The following is a 14,728-nucleotide window of genomic DNA, read 5'->3' on the forward strand; positions in this document are numbered from 1 at the left end:
CATATTTTTAACCGAATCAATAAAATGGTTTTTATATTGCGTTCCTATTAATGAATCAAAAAAGAACGATAGGAATAAATATAGATCATGAGTATTGAGATACGTCCAGTAGTAACTAAAAAAGATCAAAAGAAATTCGTAGACATTCAATTTGAACTTTATAAAGGAAGTGAATTTTGGGTGCCGCCAATCAAAAAAGATGAACTTTCAATTTTCGATGCAAACAACCCATTTGAAAAATTTTGTGACACTCAATATTGGTTAGCCTACAAAGAAGGAAAGTGTGTTGGTAGAATAGGTGCTATTATCAATTCAAAATACAACGAGAAGGCGAATGAGTCTAACGTTCGTTTTACAAGGCTTGAATTTATCAATGATAGAGAAGTTGTTCAAAAATTATTAGAAACAGCAGAACAGTGGGGTAAGGATAAAGGAATGACAGGTATTGTTGGACCTTTAGGATTTACAAACTTGGATCATCAAGGTATGATGATTGAAGGGCATGATCATCTTCCTTCTGTGGCTTCTGAATATCATCTTCCATATTATAAAGAACACCTTGAAGCTTTAGGGTATGATAAATTAGTGGATTGGATTGAGTTCAGATTAACAATGGACGATGCTGTAGTTGAAAAAGGTATTAAGGCTTCCACTTTATTGATGAAGAGAACAAAAACAAAAATTGTATCTTTCAATTCATCGGACGAATTAGTGGCTTATGCTGATGATATTTTTAATCTATTAGGAGAGGCTTTCAAAGAACTTTATAGTGTTATCACTTTCGATAAAGAGATGGTAGATTACTATAAAAATAAATTCTTGAAACTTCTTTCTCCTAAATATGTGAAATTGTTAGTTACTGAGGAAGAAGGTGAATTAATGGGCTTCGTGATTGGTATGCCTTCTCTTTCTAGAGCACTTCAAAAGGCAAACGGGAGTATTCTTCCATTAGGTTGGTATCACATTTATAAAGCATTAAAGAAAAATGATACTTGTGATATGTTACTGACTGCTGTTCATCCAAAATTACAACGCCTAGGTGGTGGTGCAATGTTAGTTGGGCAGTTGCAAAAGACAATGAGCGATAATGGTATCAAATATCTTGAGACTACAGGTATGTTTGAAACCAATCAGAAAGCGATCCAAAATTGGAAGAATTACGATCACATTCAACATAAGAGAAAAAGATGCTTTACCAAAGCACTTTAATATAAAGAGAAAAAAGAAACGGCCAATGATTAATCATTGGCCGTTTTCGTATGATTAGTTGTTGATATATAAATCAAAAACCTCTGAGAAATCTTCCCTATGGAATTCCTTGTATTTACTTGTTTTCCATGAGAAAATATAGTCATTCAATTTCTCGAACTCTTCAGCATTTGTATTGCTTCCCAAAGTTCCTTTCAATGTTTCCATTGCCAATGTTACACTTTCTTGAGATTGAGTAAATTGGTTGAAATCGCTATCTTGAAGAGAGGCAATTTTAATTAAGCTTTTGTATAAGTCTTTAAGCCTCTCAATCTGTTTTCTGTCAACATCAATGCTGAATGCACTTTCTCCAAGGTTAAACTTAATTTCTACATCCAAATCAATATTTCCAGCTGTTTCAAGTTTTACACCTGAGAAGAAATATTTTTTATAAGGATATCTGTAAAGAGTTCTTCGAGTATTGATAGCTGAAGTGCCATCAAGGTGGATTAGTGCTGTGTTTGTAAAGCAGTATTCGTCTGTTTTAGATTTGATCAAGAAGAAGATTTTTTCTCCATCTTCGTGCATGATATAATCATCTGAGTCAACTTTGTCATAATCAACTGGGTCGATGATTTTTCCGATGTCACTAAGACCCATGACATCTGAAGCTAGTTTTTTAAACATAAGATTACGTTTTTGAATTGTTAAAAAATGGAGGGTTACAAAGTACCAGCTTTCTCAAGCAACTATTTTGATTTAGTTAGAATACATTACTTGACTGTAGTAACGTTTTTATCTATGTGTTTATAGTCTCAAAATAGGTGCATGAAGTTTCTAGGTTACTTCCATTTATCTCCTAGAGTATAATTTAAATTGCTTGAAAGTAATACAATAAATATTTTTGAAAAAGAATATTTACACTATTAACTAAATTCTTCCAAAAGTATGGCTTAATCTATTAATTTCATGGTCAATTTCTGTTTTCCATGCACATCTAAACCATTGTGCCGCTTCTTCTCCAACATATCTCCAGTGCCAAGCCTCTTGTCTGATGTTTTTTTCAATTCTGAAATAATAAGTTGGTACCCATCCATAATCAAAAGCATGATTTAAGAGCCATAGAAATAGTTTGGTGTTTTCTCCAGCGTATCTTATATCTATGGTCGTTAAGAGGTGATGCTCTGAATATCCAGGACGCTCAGCCCTAGTAGCACCATGCTTGTTGAAGACAATCTGTTGTGTTCTTTTATTTCTATAGGAAGAGCGGATGTTTATATGGATATTTTTTTGAAATGCTTCCTGCTTCATTTTTGAATAGGCCTCATAAGCAGGGTAGAGGAGTTGGTTATTTTCAACCTCTTTGTATTTAAAGTCTTTGATCTGAATAAAATCAACATAATTGAAAGGGACTCCAATTGGCATTCTCATAAAATCATAATAGATTTTTGTCGGATTAATGTCTATTCCTTCTTTTTGGCTGATGAATGTACTTAGGTTTACTCTGTATTTCCAGTTCTTTTTTGAGAGTTCTGAATCACATTCTTGGGCTATAATTGAATGAGTAAAAAAAGTTAGAAGGATAAAAAAATATTTGTGCATTTGTATGAAATATTGAATCAAAAAATCTGTACAAATGTGATAATAAAAAAGGGCAAATCCGAAGATTTGCCCCTTATATTTAGACTTGTGTCTCTCTACAAATTAAGCGTTGTAGATGTGAGCTACAAGGTCAAGAACTTTGTTAGAGTATCCGATTTCGTTGTCATACCAAGAAACAACTTTTACGAAAGTATCAGTTAAAGCGATACCAGCGTTAGCGTCAAATACTGAAGTTTGTACTTCACCGATGAAGTCGTTAGAAACAACCATATCCTCAGTGTAACCAAGAACACCTGCTAATTCACCTTCTGATGCTTCTTTCATAGCAGCACAGATTTCTTCGTAAGTAGCAGCTTTCTCTAAGTTCACTGTTAAGTCAACTACAGAAACGTCTGGAGTTGGAACACGGAATGCCATACCAGTAAGTTTTCCGTTTAATTCAGGAATAACTTTACCTACTGCTTTAGCTGCACCTGTAGAAGAAGGGATGATGTTTTGACCAGCACCACGGCCACCTCTCCAGTCTTTCATTGAAGGACCGTCAACAGTTTTTTGAGTAGCAGTTGTAGCGTGAACTGTAGTCATTAAACCGTCTTTGATACCCCACTTGTCGTTAAGAACTTTAGCGATAGGAGCTAAACAGTTAGTAGTACAAGAAGCGTTAGATACGATATCTTGACCAGCATATTCTTTGTTGTTTACACCCATAACGAACATTGGAGTTGCGTCTTTAGAAGGAGCTGACATAACAACTTTCTTAGCACCAGCAGTGATGTGCTTACGTGCAGTCTCGTCAGTTAAGAATAAACCAGTTGATTCAACAACAACCTCAGCACCTACTGCGTCCCACTTCAAATCTTCAGGGTTTCTTTCAGCAGTTACACGTACAGTTTTACCGTTAACAACTAAGTTACCGTCAACAATTTCAACAGTACCGTTAAAACGTCCGTGAGTTGAATCGTACTTTAACATGTAAGCCATGTACTCAACGTCGATAAGGTCATTAATTCCTACTACTTCGATATCTTCTCTTTCTACTGAAGCACGAAATACGAAACGTCCGATACGGCCAAAACCGTTGATACCTACTTTAATTGCCATAATTTTATTTAAATATTAAATTGAATAAATAATTCTTCAAAAATTGAGAGTCTATGACCTTGGATAAACTTGTTTGCCCTTGTCAATAACTACATTGCAAACGTACTTACATAGTTTGTCTTGTGGAATGATAAATATCATTATTTGTTGGCAATTTTACACAAAATGCAACCAAATATAAGTGTATCAAAAACCTTTATTTCAGTAGTTTATCCAAAAAAATAAAGGGGTTACAGAATATTGTATCTGTAACCCCTTTATTATGAATGTAATGCTTTTGTAGAGTGGAAAAAAATACTTTTAATGTTTGGTGTTTAACAACTTGTTAATTGATTTGGGTTGCTAAAACTTATTAACGATATTTTTTTCAACTTTTATTACTTTTTCTTATTTCCAAAAATAAAATCAACAAGATTTCTGACTTCGCCGTCTTTGTTGGCTTGTTGAAACTTTTTATAAATCTGAAAATGTCGCTCTGGATCGACATTGAATTTATCTTTTCCTTCCTCTAACTTCTGTTTTGATCTATGAAAAAGCTGTCTGCAGTGGTCTGCTTTTTTTCTAGCAATTTCAGTGATCTCATTATAATTTAAATTAAATGCTTCTTTCATAAGGTAAACTCCCAATTCAGCATCATTTAATTTTTTCATCATATTTCTAAGACCTTCAGAAATTTCAGTGGCTTTGTCTGATGACCAGTGTTCGATAGGATCAAAATGGAAGTTATGGGTAATGTTTGCCCAATTATCAACTAGGTGTTCTTTTTTTCTCTTTAATGCTTCAAGATGATTTAAACACGTATTAGTGATTGTCTTTATTAGGTAATTCTTAATGTCTGCAATCTTAGAGAGATCAACCTTAAGAATTTTGATAAAAGTGTCTTGCACCATATCCTCAGCATCGCTGGCTACTCCAAGTATCCTATAGGCTACGGCATACAATAATGGACGATATTCTGTTATTGCTTGTTCAGCTGACATAGTGGTGGTTACAAATGATAGTTTAAAATTGATTTCATAATTAAGAAATCTTCATTATATCTTATTTCCCGCAAAATAATAAAATAAATTTTCCTATGAGCTATAAAATCAAATATAAATACTATTTCTAAGGTTTATTAAAAAATGAATGTTTGTTCATTGTTTTGTTATATTTCCATAACAACGAGCAATTGTGTTGAATCTAGTCAATGAAAGGTTTGAAAGGGGAGCTGTTGCACTTAAGGTTACGATTTGAGAATAATAAAAAAAAGAGTCTGAAGAAACTCCAAACTCTTTATTCATAACCCAAAAACTAACTATTACTCTTTTTCTTTTATATCTTAAAATCACTTCTAAGAGTGATCGTTTTTTCAAAATTTACATTACAATAAACGGTCTATAGATATGCTAGGTTTGTCATTTTCAGTGAACAAACTTTAATAGTTGAACTTTTCTTTCTTCGTTTTTTTTGATTGATGAAATTCTACCCTTCTAGAAAAAAATGTATACAAAAAAAAGAGTTCGAAGAAACTTCAAACTCTTTTTCATAACCCAAAAACTAACTATTACTCTTATTCTTATATATCTTAAAATCACCTCAGAAAGTGATTGTTTTTTCAAAACTTACAATTGAATTAACGGTACATATAGAGGTCAGGTTTAGTGATTTAAGTGAACAAATTTTAATACTGCTACTTTTTTTGTTTTGATGCTTTTTTACGTTTGTAAAGCGATTTTTTTTGATTTGAGGGTAACAGTAAAACCTAATTTTAGTGTATAAAAAAAGAGTTCGGAGAAACTCCAAACTCTTTCCTAACCCAAAAACTAACTATTACTCTTTTTCTTATATATCTTTAAATCACCTTGAAAAGTGATTGATTTTTCAATATTTACATTATTATAAACGTCCTGTTGTAGAGAAGGGTTTGGTGCTTTGCGTGAACAAGTTTTAATGTTTGAACTTTTTTCTCAACGTGACTTAGAAAATAAAATGTATAAAAAAAGAGTTCGAAGAAACTTCAAACTCTTTCTAACCCAAAAACTAACTATTACTCTTTTCTTATATATCTTATGCTCATTTTAAATGAGCCTCTTTTAATCAACTTACATCTATATTAACGGTGAATCATCATTCACTGTTCTAATATTTGTGTGAACAAATTTTAACGAAGAAACTTTTTTTGATTATGTCTAAAACCGTATTAGAATTTAACATTGAATACAAAAAAAGAGTTTGAAGAAACTCCAAACTCTTTCCTAACCCAAAAACTAACTATTACTCTTAACTTTTATATTTTTAGATGCCTTTATCGACATGTTTAAATCAAATTTTATAATTGTTTTAACGGTGAATCGTCATTCATGTTTCACGTTATTTGTGAATAAAATCTAAAGGTTTTGTCTACTGCTGTAAACAAAAAAAGAGTTTGAAGAAACTCCAAACTCTTTTTCATAACCCAAAAACTAACTATTACTCTTTTCTTTATATATCTTTGATTTCAAGTGTATTACTTGTACTTTTTTATCTTTTTATAATTATACAAACGGGAGATGTTTCTTGTGGTTGTGTTATTTTTGTGAATGAATTTTAAAGTAATTTTAGATAAATATTTTAATTTTCACACTTCACTTTTCATGCATAAAAAAAGAGTCCGAAGAAACTTCAAACTCTTTCTCATAACCCAAAAACTAACTATTACTCTTAATCTTATATATCTTGAAACTTATACAATGATAAGTTGTTGTTCTCTTTGTTTAATTAACTTAACGCAAAGTAAATCTATCCGTTTCAATATTCTATTTAACAAAAGGTAATGCTAATTAATGAGTGTGAATTTCTTTAAAATAAAGTACCAACTTCCTCTTTCAGCTTCATTAATGAGACATCTAAAGCAGATGCTTCATCACTTATACTTTTTTCTAACAGTGCTTTAGCTAAATCAAAACCTGAAGCATTTTCAGGAAGATCTTTTGCAACGTTATTGATAAAGGAAATACTTTCTTCTTTGGCACCTCTGATCATTTCCCAAAGTTCTGGACTAACATATATCTGCTGAGAGAGATTATGGTTGAACTCATCTCTGATAGTGATCAGTAAGCTTTGTTGGAAAAGTGTTGCAGAGATTTCATCATAGTTGATTCTGTCTAATAATTCTCTGTAAGTAATTCTTTCTAGAAATAAGGCTAATCTTTCATAGGCTTGTAACCTCAAAGGTAAAGTCTGTTCTATCTGACTACTCTTCACTTTTATTGAAAGAGTATCATATTCTTTCTGTAAAAACATTTTTACAATAAAGAAAGCACCGTATAAGACAAATCCAGCTGGAATTGTCATTTTTAATAAATCTGCTATGTCTGTTGTCATATCCTAAAAAATTTGATGCAATATTAGTAACCACATTCGTGTATATCAATTTTTAATGCTATAGAATGACAATTCATACAGATTAATCATTCGATTTACTCAAATGAATGACAAAAGTCTTGTAGAAGAGAGAGTAATTGTAACTTTTGAGTTACTGTTTTACCCATTTGTTTTTCGATAAGCAAGAACAGACATCGTATTAATGATGATGGCATAGATCCCTATGATCAGGAAATTTATTTTGATATCATCCCAAGTAGCTCCTTTCAGTAAAACACTTCTCATCACTTCAATAAAATACCTGAAAGGATTTAGGTAAGTAATCTGCTGTGCCCATACCGGCATATTTTCAATAGGGGTAAACATACCGCTGAGCAAAACAAAAATGACCATGAAAAACCAAGCAATAAACATGGATTGCTGTTGTGTATCTGCTAGTGTTGATATAAACAACCCAATTCCCAAAACGACTAGAAGGTATAACATGGCAAAAAGAAAAATCAAATAAATTGGCCCCAGCATAGGAACGCTAAAAGCAAGTTTTGCGATGATCAAGCCAAGACTTAAAACAAACATGCCTATACACCAAAATGGCAAAACCTTTCCCAGTATAAATTCTCCTTTGGTAATTGGCGTTACATTTAGTTGTTCGATGGTTCCAATTTCCTTTTCTTTTACAATATTCATTGAAGTCAGGAACATCCCAATCATACTTACTAATAAGACAAGTAATCCTGGTACCATGTAAAACTTGTAGTTGAGTGTAGAATTGTACCAGTTTTGCATGGAAAAATTAACTTTGAAAGGTGTTTTGTTTTGAGCAAGAAGTGCTTTGTTCTTATTAATGTACTCTTCTCTAAATTCTTGAATGATAGATTGAGCATAAGATGCCGAAATACCAGCTGTCATACCGTCTATTGCATTTACTTTAGCAGATAAAGAGACAGGTGTGTTTTGTGTCAAACTTTTTTCAAAATCATTAGGGATTTCAAGACTGATATTTACTGAGCCTTCTTGCAGTGATGTTCCTTTAGTGTCGGTGGCATGTTTAAACTCAACTATATTAAAATATGCTGAAGCTTCATACTTTTCTATTAAAGATTGAGATAATTGAGAATGATCTCTGTCTACTATTTCTAGTTGTATGTTTTTTACATCAAAAGTGGCGGCAAAAGAAAGGACCATTAATTGCATGATAGGCATTACAAAAATGATAGGCAACATTCCTTTGTCTCTAAATATTTGTTTGAATTCTTTTTGGAGAATGAATTTTAATGCACTCATAAGATTTTGATTGAAATAATTAATACAAGATGTTTTAACCCAAGTCAAACCTGTTGTTATTCCAATCTGATTTTAAAGCGCTTTATACTTACACCCATTAGTAAGAAGAAAATGCCAACCAAGATCAATGTTTCCTTTAATATAAAACTTAAAGTAGCTCCTTTGAGCATTATACTTTTGATGATGATATTAAAGTAAGTTGCAGGGACAATCTTTGAAACTATTTGAAGCGGAAGTGGCATATTTTCAATGGGGAAAATGAAACCAGACAGTAGCATTGTAGGTAGAAAAAGGGCAAATAATGAAATCATTAATGCGAGTTGCTGCGTCTCCGCAACTGTAGAAACAAAGATTCCTAATGCTAAAACTACCAAACAGTACAAAATGATCTCTCCAATCAATAAGGCATAACTTCCCATAACTGGTACTTCAAAAATAAATTTCCCCAAAGCAATGATAAAGGAAGCATTGACAAAGGAGAGTAGAAGATAAGGAATAACTTTCCCTAACAATATGATAGAAGCATGCATAGGCGAAGCCAGAAGTACCTCCATAGTTCCAGTTTCTTTCTCTCTTGTAATTGCAATTGATGTCATCATGGTACAGACCAGCATTAATATAATCGTAATGAGTCCAGGTACAAACATGTATACAGATTTAAGCTCTGGATTATACCTCATTTCAACTTCTGTATTAATAAGAGCAGGTGGAGGCATTGAAGTAATTTTTAATTCTTGTTCCATCAAATACTGCTGTACTTGCAATTGTAAATAACTACCTATTTGTGTACCTGTGTTGGGATCTGTGGCGTCAGAAATGATTTGTACATCGGCTTTATTCTCTTTTCTTAGGGTTTCCCCAAATTTTGGAGGGAAAACCAATGCGGCTTTAATTCTACCTTTCTGGAAACCATCATCTATCTCATCAAAAGTTGTAAGGTAACTGTCTAAATCAAAATAGGAGGTAGATAACACTTTGTCAGTGATTTGAGTACTATGTTCATCTTTTGATAAATCAAGCACTGCAATCTTCACATTCTTAATCTCATTGGAGATCGCAAAACCAAATAAAACGATTTGTACAATAGGAATTCCAAACAAGATCAATAATGTACGTTGATCTCTAAAAATATGATAGAATTCTTTTTTGATTATTCCTTTTAATCGATCAAACATAATTATTGGAGTTTATAATTTTCACCTCTTGCAATTTTCACGAAAACCTCATCCATATTTTCAGAGTTGAAATCAGATTTCAACTCTTTTGGAGAGCCATAGCCAGCAATACGTCCATCTACCATCATAGAAATACGGTTACAATATTCTGCTTCATCCATATAATGTGTCGTAACAAAAACGGTAGTCCCATTGTCAGCAGCTTCATAAATCATTTCCCAAAATTGGCGTCTTGTGATAGGGTCAACACCTCCTGTAGGTTCATCAAGAAAAACAATTTTAGGTTGATGTAGTGTGGCTACAGAAAATGCAATCTTCTGTTTCCAACCCAAAGGCACTTCTTTTAATAGTTTATTCCGAACATCAGAAAGCCCTAGCCTTTCAATCATAGTGTTACCTCTTTCGTTGAGTTGTTCTTTGGATAGACCGTAAATTCCTCCAAAAAACTTAATGTTTTCCAAAAGGCTCAAATCATCATACAAAGAAAATTTCTGACTCATATAGCCAATGTTTTTCTTGATTTTTTCTTGTTGGGTAAAAACATCAAAACCAGCTACAGTTGCTTCACCTGAAGTGGGTGAAAGAAGCCCGGTCAACATTTTCATAGCAGTGGATTTACCAGCTCCGTTAGCACCTAGAAAACCGAAAATTTCTCCTTTTTTCACATCAAAAGAGATCTCATTAACTGCTTTGAAGTCACCAAAAGCTTTGGTAAGTTTTGTTGTTTCAATTATTTTTTCTGAATCCATAACTACTGCTTTTGATTGTTCATTAATCGGATGAAAACATCTTCAGTATTTGAGGCTATTCTCTCAATACTGATTTTACTAAAACCTTTATCTTTGAGGTAGCTATTTAACTCACTGGAAATATCATTTTCTCTTTGGTCTGTATAATGCAATTTTTCTCCAAACGGAAATACACTATCCATATATGGATATTCTCTCAGTGCTTTGATTAATTTGTAATTCCCTTCATTAGTTTCTAAAGCATATAAAGTTTTGCCCAAAGAACTAGCTACATTCTGTGGGGTGTCAATTCTAAGTATTTCCCCATCATTCATCAATGCCACTCTATCACAAAGATCTGCTTCATCCATATAAGGTGTAGAAACAATGATGGTTATGTTGTGTTGATGCAGTCCCTTAATGATTTGCCAAAACTCTTTTCTGGAAACAGGATCAACTCCTGTAGTGGGTTCATCAAGAAACAAAACTTTTGGGTAATGTATTAAAGCTGAGCACAAGGCTAGTTTTTGTTTCATTCCCCCTGATAAAGCCCCTGCTTTTCTATCATTAAAAGGTTCAATTTGTTGGTAAATATCCTTTATTAAATTGTAACTCTTTTTAATAGTAGTACCGAAAATTGTGGCAAAGAACTCCAAATTCTCTTTCACAGATAAATCTTCATATAATGAAAATCTCCCAGGCATGTAACCGATGTGATTCCGGATGTATTGATACTGTTTATTCGGGTCTTTTCCCATTACAGAAACATGCCCTTCATCTGATAGGATCAGAGAGTTTAATATTCTAATCAATGTGGATTTACCAGCTCCATCTGGTCCAATCAGACCAAATATTTCATTTTGTTTTACATCAAAAGAAATCCCTTTTAGAGCTTTCACCTCCCCATAGCTTTTTCTTAAGTTTTTTACTTCAATAACCGCCATAATGCATTATTTAAAGTTAACTTCAGCAGGCATCCCAATTCTGTAAAAACCGTCCTTGTTTTCTACTTTTACTTTAAAAGCATAAATAAGGCTTACTCTTTCTTCTTTTGTTTGAATTGTTTTAGGAGTGAATTCAGCTTTATCAGAAATCCATTCAATTACACCTTGAGTTTGTTTCATTGCACCTTCTTTAGTGTCAGTTAAAACAGTTACTTTTTGTCCTACTTTAATAGTAGACAATTGTGAAGCGGATGTATATGCTTTTACTTTTAAAGTGGAAAGATCTGCTACTTTATAAAGAGGTTTTCCAATGGAAGTCATTTCACCTTCTTCCGCAAATTTCTGTAAAATTGTGCCTTTAACAGGGGCGATGATTTTGCAACGACTAATTTGTTCATTGATCAGATCTACTTTTCGACTCAAAGGTTCATACTGACTCATCGTCGCTTTATTAGAATCCTTAATTTGCCTTTTTGTCGCTTCGAGCTGTTTTTCATTAATAGCTAAGGATGAATTTACATTATCTAGTTGTTGTTGCGTTGCCGCTTCATTGGCGAAGAGTTTTTCTAACCTTTCTTTATCAATTAAGAGTTTCTTTTTCTGTGCTTCAAACACTGCAATTTGTTCATGAATACTCATTACCCTTGATCCAAGTGCAGCAATATTGGCTTCTACCTCTTCTTTTTGCAACTGAAGTAGCACCGTGTCTATCTGTCCAACAGTTTCTCCATTTTTTATTTTGTCACCTTCTTCAATATCAAGATTGATAATTCTACCTTGACCTTCAGAAGAAATAATTACTTCTACTGCTTCAAAATTTCCGTAGGCGTCAGATTTCTCATCACTTGAATTACAACTGAAAAAGGTTCCTGTTATGGCGATACTAATTAATAATGATAGGGGATGAATTGATATATTTTTCATTAGAATTGATTTTAAAAGTGAAAGGAAGGTTAAAGGAGTCCTTTTGTCATTGCTAAATGATATTGAGTCTGCAATAACTCAAGCTCATGGTTAGAGAGGTTTAACTTGGCATCAACCATGGCATTTAATGAAGAAATGTACTCAGAGGAAGTAACTGCGCCATTATCCAAAGCTCCTTTTGACCTTTTCGTTTTTCTTTCATGAATTTTTATTATTTCATGATCTTCCAAGATTAAGCTATTAAGTTGATCAATACGGGACTGAATTTGTGAGATTTGAATATTTAAGCTTTTATTAAAAGTTTCCAATTCAGAATCAATCACCTCTTTCTGAATTTGAGTAATCTGTCTTTCTTTTTTATTCTTTCCATAATCGAATGGAGACCACTTCACTCTTACACCAAATTGATAAAAAGTGTCCCCATTAATTTCAAAGAAGTTATAAGGATTGGGATTGCCATATCCACCTAAAGCATAAAGAGAAATTTTGGGCATTCTTTCGGTTTGCAATAGGTCTTTACTTCTATCCATTTTAGAAGATTGAAGCTGATACATTTTTAACTCAGGGCGGTTAATAGCAGTTGAGTTTTGATTGAGAATTGTAGGTCTAACCAATACAAATTCATTCCATTCATTTTCTCTTTCCAACCAAATTCCAAGTACTCTTAGTGCACCCTTTTTTTGAGCCTGAATAGAGAGAAGTTTTTGTTTAGCCTTATGATATTCCACTCTCAACGCATCAGTTGTATTAGGGAGAACGACACCACCCTTTTCAAGTGTTTCAATTTCTTTTAATTGATTTTCAATTTCCTTAATTACACCTTCTTTAATTAGAAGTTCTTGTTCTTGATAACTTAAGGCAGCGAAATAAATCTGAGATACAGATTCTTTTATTTTGAATTGGCTGACTTCATTTTCTTGTAATTTGATATTAAAGTCAGCGTCCTTGTCGGCTAACCTTTTCTTTTTGATGGCTCCATCATAAAGTAAATAATCTACAGAGGCATAAGTTTGCCATTGTGTTTTGGGGATTTCAGGAAATAACCCAATTTGTGCCACCTCAGGATCAGTAGGAGCAACAACGTCAGAAAAGTATCCTACTTGACCTTGAAGGTTGAATTGGGGTAGTTTATTTTTCTGGATTGATTCTACTTCATTGGCGTGGATTCTTTCAAACATTTCTCTTTGCTGAGAAATGGGATGCTTTTCCAAAGCTTCTTGTTCTGCTTGTTTAAAAGTGATGGTGGTTTGTCCGAGTAGTTGATAACTAAACCCAAACAATAATAAAATTAGTATACGTTTCATTCTTTATTTGATCATAATTCCGGAAAGGATGATTTGAGGAAGTATTTTTTTTCTTTCTTCAAGGAATTCTTCGAAAGTGGTTGTTTTTTCAAGCCCTAATCCAAGAAGCATTGGTTTTGCAATAAATGGGAATACACAACTTCCTAGTACTGTAGTTGTCAATTGAAAAGGGTCTATGTGTTTAAACTCCTCATCGTTTTTCAGTTCCATTCCCAATTTCATGATACCTTCAGCTATTTCAGGAGGAGGAGTTAATGGCATTTTATTCATTGTGAGTTCCCCAAGAATAAAGGTCAAAAGGAGTGGATTTTCTTTGAGAGAGTCAATGTAACCGTCTACAAAGTTTTGAATTCTCTTATCAAGAGGAAGTTCTTTTTGAAACAACTCTTGTTTTAAAGGAAGGAGCATTTTTCGAATCAATCCCACAAAGACCTCTTTAAATAATCCTTCCTTGTTTTTAAAGTAATAATGCAGGAGGGCTTTATTTACACCAGCCGCATCTGCAATCTCTTGCATTCTTGTTCCACTCTTTCCTTTCTTTTGAAAGATATCTCTGGCCACTTCAAGTATTTTTTCTTTGGAATCCATTTAACTATTTGGTTGATGAATTACCAATTTAACCATATGGTTAACATGAGTCAATTTTTTTAACCAAAAAGTTAAAGTATATTTTTATGATTACTTATTTAGTATACTTTCTTAAGTTTTGATTGCATTATTTAAATATTACAATTCTAAGAATTATAGGAGTGGTCACTCAGTCTTGCTAATAGTTAAGCCCAAATGACTCATCTGCTCTTAAATCAAGATTATTCCCCTTAATAAGAATAAAATTGTTGCTTTTAAATCTCGAAGTAATGTTATGTAATTCGACTTTTACGCTTATTTCCTACTCAATTTAATGAAACAGGTTGAAAGATGAAATTATTTGTTTAGACGAAGAAATTATTTCAAAAGGACTTTAAAATATTACTATTCTTAGATTCTATTGTGAAGTATGAATATATTTTCATTTTATTGAAAATATATCGCGTCGTTTATTTTTATTTTTTTGATTAAACATTACATTCGAATTGCGAAAGTAAAATGATTACATTTTTTACTTCATAATACAGCAGGTAAACTATTTTTTT

Annotated in this window: 13 protein-coding genes; 1 reads left to right on the top strand and 12 read right to left on the bottom strand. The window is 32.7% G+C overall.

Going from position 1 to position 14,728, the window contains the following annotated elements; translation table 11 throughout:
* The first annotated feature begins 87 nt into the window (after nucleotides 1–87).
* Nucleotides 88–1,209 carry a GNAT family N-acetyltransferase gene (locus tag AVL50_RS19230; RefSeq protein ID WP_062618114.1) on the top strand — a complete coding sequence of 374 codons (1,122 nt, stop codon included), beginning with the start codon at nucleotides 88–90 and terminating at the stop codon, nucleotides 1,207–1,209.
* A 54-nt stretch (nucleotides 1,210–1,263) separates the two neighbouring features.
* Here AVL50_RS19230 and AVL50_RS19235 read toward each other — a convergent pair whose 3' ends face one another.
* From AVL50_RS19235 to AVL50_RS19290, 12 genes are all read right to left on the bottom strand, one after another.
* Nucleotides 1,264–1,875 carry a PH domain-containing protein gene (locus tag AVL50_RS19235; protein WP_062618115.1) on the bottom strand — a complete coding sequence of 204 codons (612 nt, stop codon included), beginning with the start codon at nucleotides 1,873–1,875 and terminating at the stop codon, nucleotides 1,264–1,266.
* Between the two features lie 243 nt (nucleotides 1,876–2,118).
* Nucleotides 2,119–2,790, bottom strand: coding sequence for a D-alanyl-D-alanine carboxypeptidase family protein (locus AVL50_RS19240; RefSeq protein WP_062618116.1), 672 nt, complete (start codon nucleotides 2,788–2,790; stop codon nucleotides 2,119–2,121).
* Between the two features lie 102 nt (nucleotides 2,791–2,892).
* Entirely contained in the window at nucleotides 2,893–3,894 is a 1,002-nt protein-coding gene (gene gap / locus AVL50_RS19245; protein WP_216595892.1) for a type I glyceraldehyde-3-phosphate dehydrogenase, read from the bottom strand.
* Between the two features lie 374 nt (nucleotides 3,895–4,268).
* Nucleotides 4,269–4,871 carry a sigma-70 family RNA polymerase sigma factor gene (locus tag AVL50_RS19250; RefSeq protein WP_062618117.1) on the bottom strand — a complete coding sequence of 201 codons (603 nt, stop codon included), beginning with the start codon at nucleotides 4,869–4,871 and terminating at the stop codon, nucleotides 4,269–4,271.
* Nucleotides 4,872–6,711: 1,840 nt separating this feature from the next.
* Nucleotides 6,712–7,236, bottom strand: coding sequence for a hypothetical protein (locus tag AVL50_RS19255; RefSeq protein ID WP_062618118.1), 525 nt, complete (start codon nucleotides 7,234–7,236; stop codon nucleotides 6,712–6,714).
* A 159-nt stretch (nucleotides 7,237–7,395) separates the two neighbouring features.
* The gene (locus tag AVL50_RS19260) at nucleotides 7,396–8,520 is read right to left on the bottom strand and encodes an ABC transporter permease (protein ID WP_062618119.1); all 1,125 of its coding nucleotides are present in this window, start codon (nucleotides 8,518–8,520) and stop codon (nucleotides 7,396–7,398) included.
* 56 nt (nucleotides 8,521–8,576) lie between these two features.
* A complete protein-coding gene (locus AVL50_RS19265; protein WP_062618120.1) occupies nucleotides 8,577–9,695 on the bottom strand; it encodes an ABC transporter permease in 1,119 nt (372 codons plus the stop codon).
* A 2-nt stretch (nucleotides 9,696–9,697) separates the two neighbouring features.
* On the bottom strand, nucleotides 9,698–10,444 hold the full coding sequence (locus tag AVL50_RS19270; protein WP_062618121.1) for an ABC transporter ATP-binding protein: 747 nt from the start codon (nucleotides 10,442–10,444) through the stop codon (nucleotides 9,698–9,700).
* A gap of 2 nt (nucleotides 10,445–10,446) precedes the next feature.
* A complete protein-coding gene (locus AVL50_RS19275; protein WP_062618122.1) occupies nucleotides 10,447–11,367 on the bottom strand; it encodes an ABC transporter ATP-binding protein in 921 nt (306 codons plus the stop codon).
* A gap of 6 nt (nucleotides 11,368–11,373) precedes the next feature.
* Nucleotides 11,374–12,291: an HlyD family secretion protein gene (locus AVL50_RS19280; protein ID WP_062618123.1), complete on the bottom strand. Its 918-nt coding sequence runs from the start codon at nucleotides 12,289–12,291 to the stop codon at nucleotides 11,374–11,376.
* Between the two features lie 29 nt (nucleotides 12,292–12,320).
* Nucleotides 12,321–13,595 carry a TolC family protein gene (locus tag AVL50_RS19285; RefSeq protein ID WP_062618124.1) on the bottom strand — a complete coding sequence of 425 codons (1,275 nt, stop codon included), beginning with the start codon at nucleotides 13,593–13,595 and terminating at the stop codon, nucleotides 12,321–12,323.
* Between the two features lie 3 nt (nucleotides 13,596–13,598).
* A complete protein-coding gene (locus AVL50_RS19290; protein WP_062618125.1) occupies nucleotides 13,599–14,183 on the bottom strand; it encodes a TetR/AcrR family transcriptional regulator in 585 nt (194 codons plus the stop codon).
* Nucleotides 14,184–14,728: the final 545 nt, after the last annotated feature.

It is taken from the genome of Flammeovirga sp. SJP92, assembly GCF_001583495.1.
Taxonomy (GTDB): Bacteria; Bacteroidota; Bacteroidia; order Cytophagales; family Flammeovirgaceae; genus Flammeovirga.

Excerpts from the sequence above, each read along its gene's own strand:
- AVL50_RS19285 (WP_062618124.1), bottom strand. The coding sequence starts at position 13,595 with ATGAAACGTATACTAATTTTATTATTGTTTGGGTTTAGTTATCAACTA.
- AVL50_RS19280 (WP_062618123.1), bottom strand. The coding sequence starts at position 12,291 with ATGAAAAATATATCAATTCATCCCCTATCATTATTAATTAGTATCGCC.
- AVL50_RS19265 (WP_062618120.1), bottom strand. The coding sequence starts at position 9,695 with ATGTTTGATCGATTAAAAGGAATAATCAAAAAAGAATTCTATCATATT.
- AVL50_RS19270 (WP_062618121.1), bottom strand. The coding sequence starts at position 10,444 with ATGGATTCAGAAAAAATAATTGAAACAACAAAACTTACCAAAGCTTTT.
- AVL50_RS19275 (WP_062618122.1), bottom strand. The coding sequence starts at position 11,367 with ATGGCGGTTATTGAAGTAAAAAACTTAAGAAAAAGCTATGGGGAGGTG.
- AVL50_RS19255 (WP_062618118.1), bottom strand. The coding sequence starts at position 7,236 with ATGACAACAGACATAGCAGATTTATTAAAAATGACAATTCCAGCTGGA.
- AVL50_RS19260 (WP_062618119.1), bottom strand. The coding sequence starts at position 8,520 with ATGAGTGCATTAAAATTCATTCTCCAAAAAGAATTCAAACAAATATTT.
- AVL50_RS19230 (WP_062618114.1), top strand. The coding sequence starts at position 88 with ATGAGTATTGAGATACGTCCAGTAGTAACTAAAAAAGATCAAAAGAAA.
- AVL50_RS19250 (WP_062618117.1), bottom strand. The coding sequence starts at position 4,871 with ATGTCAGCTGAACAAGCAATAACAGAATATCGTCCATTATTGTATGCC.
- AVL50_RS19235 (WP_062618115.1), bottom strand. The coding sequence starts at position 1,875 with ATGTTTAAAAAACTAGCTTCAGATGTCATGGGTCTTAGTGACATCGGA.
- AVL50_RS19290 (WP_062618125.1), bottom strand. The coding sequence starts at position 14,183 with ATGGATTCCAAAGAAAAAATACTTGAAGTGGCCAGAGATATCTTTCAA.
- AVL50_RS19240 (WP_062618116.1), bottom strand. The coding sequence starts at position 2,790 with ATGCACAAATATTTTTTTATCCTTCTAACTTTTTTTACTCATTCAATT.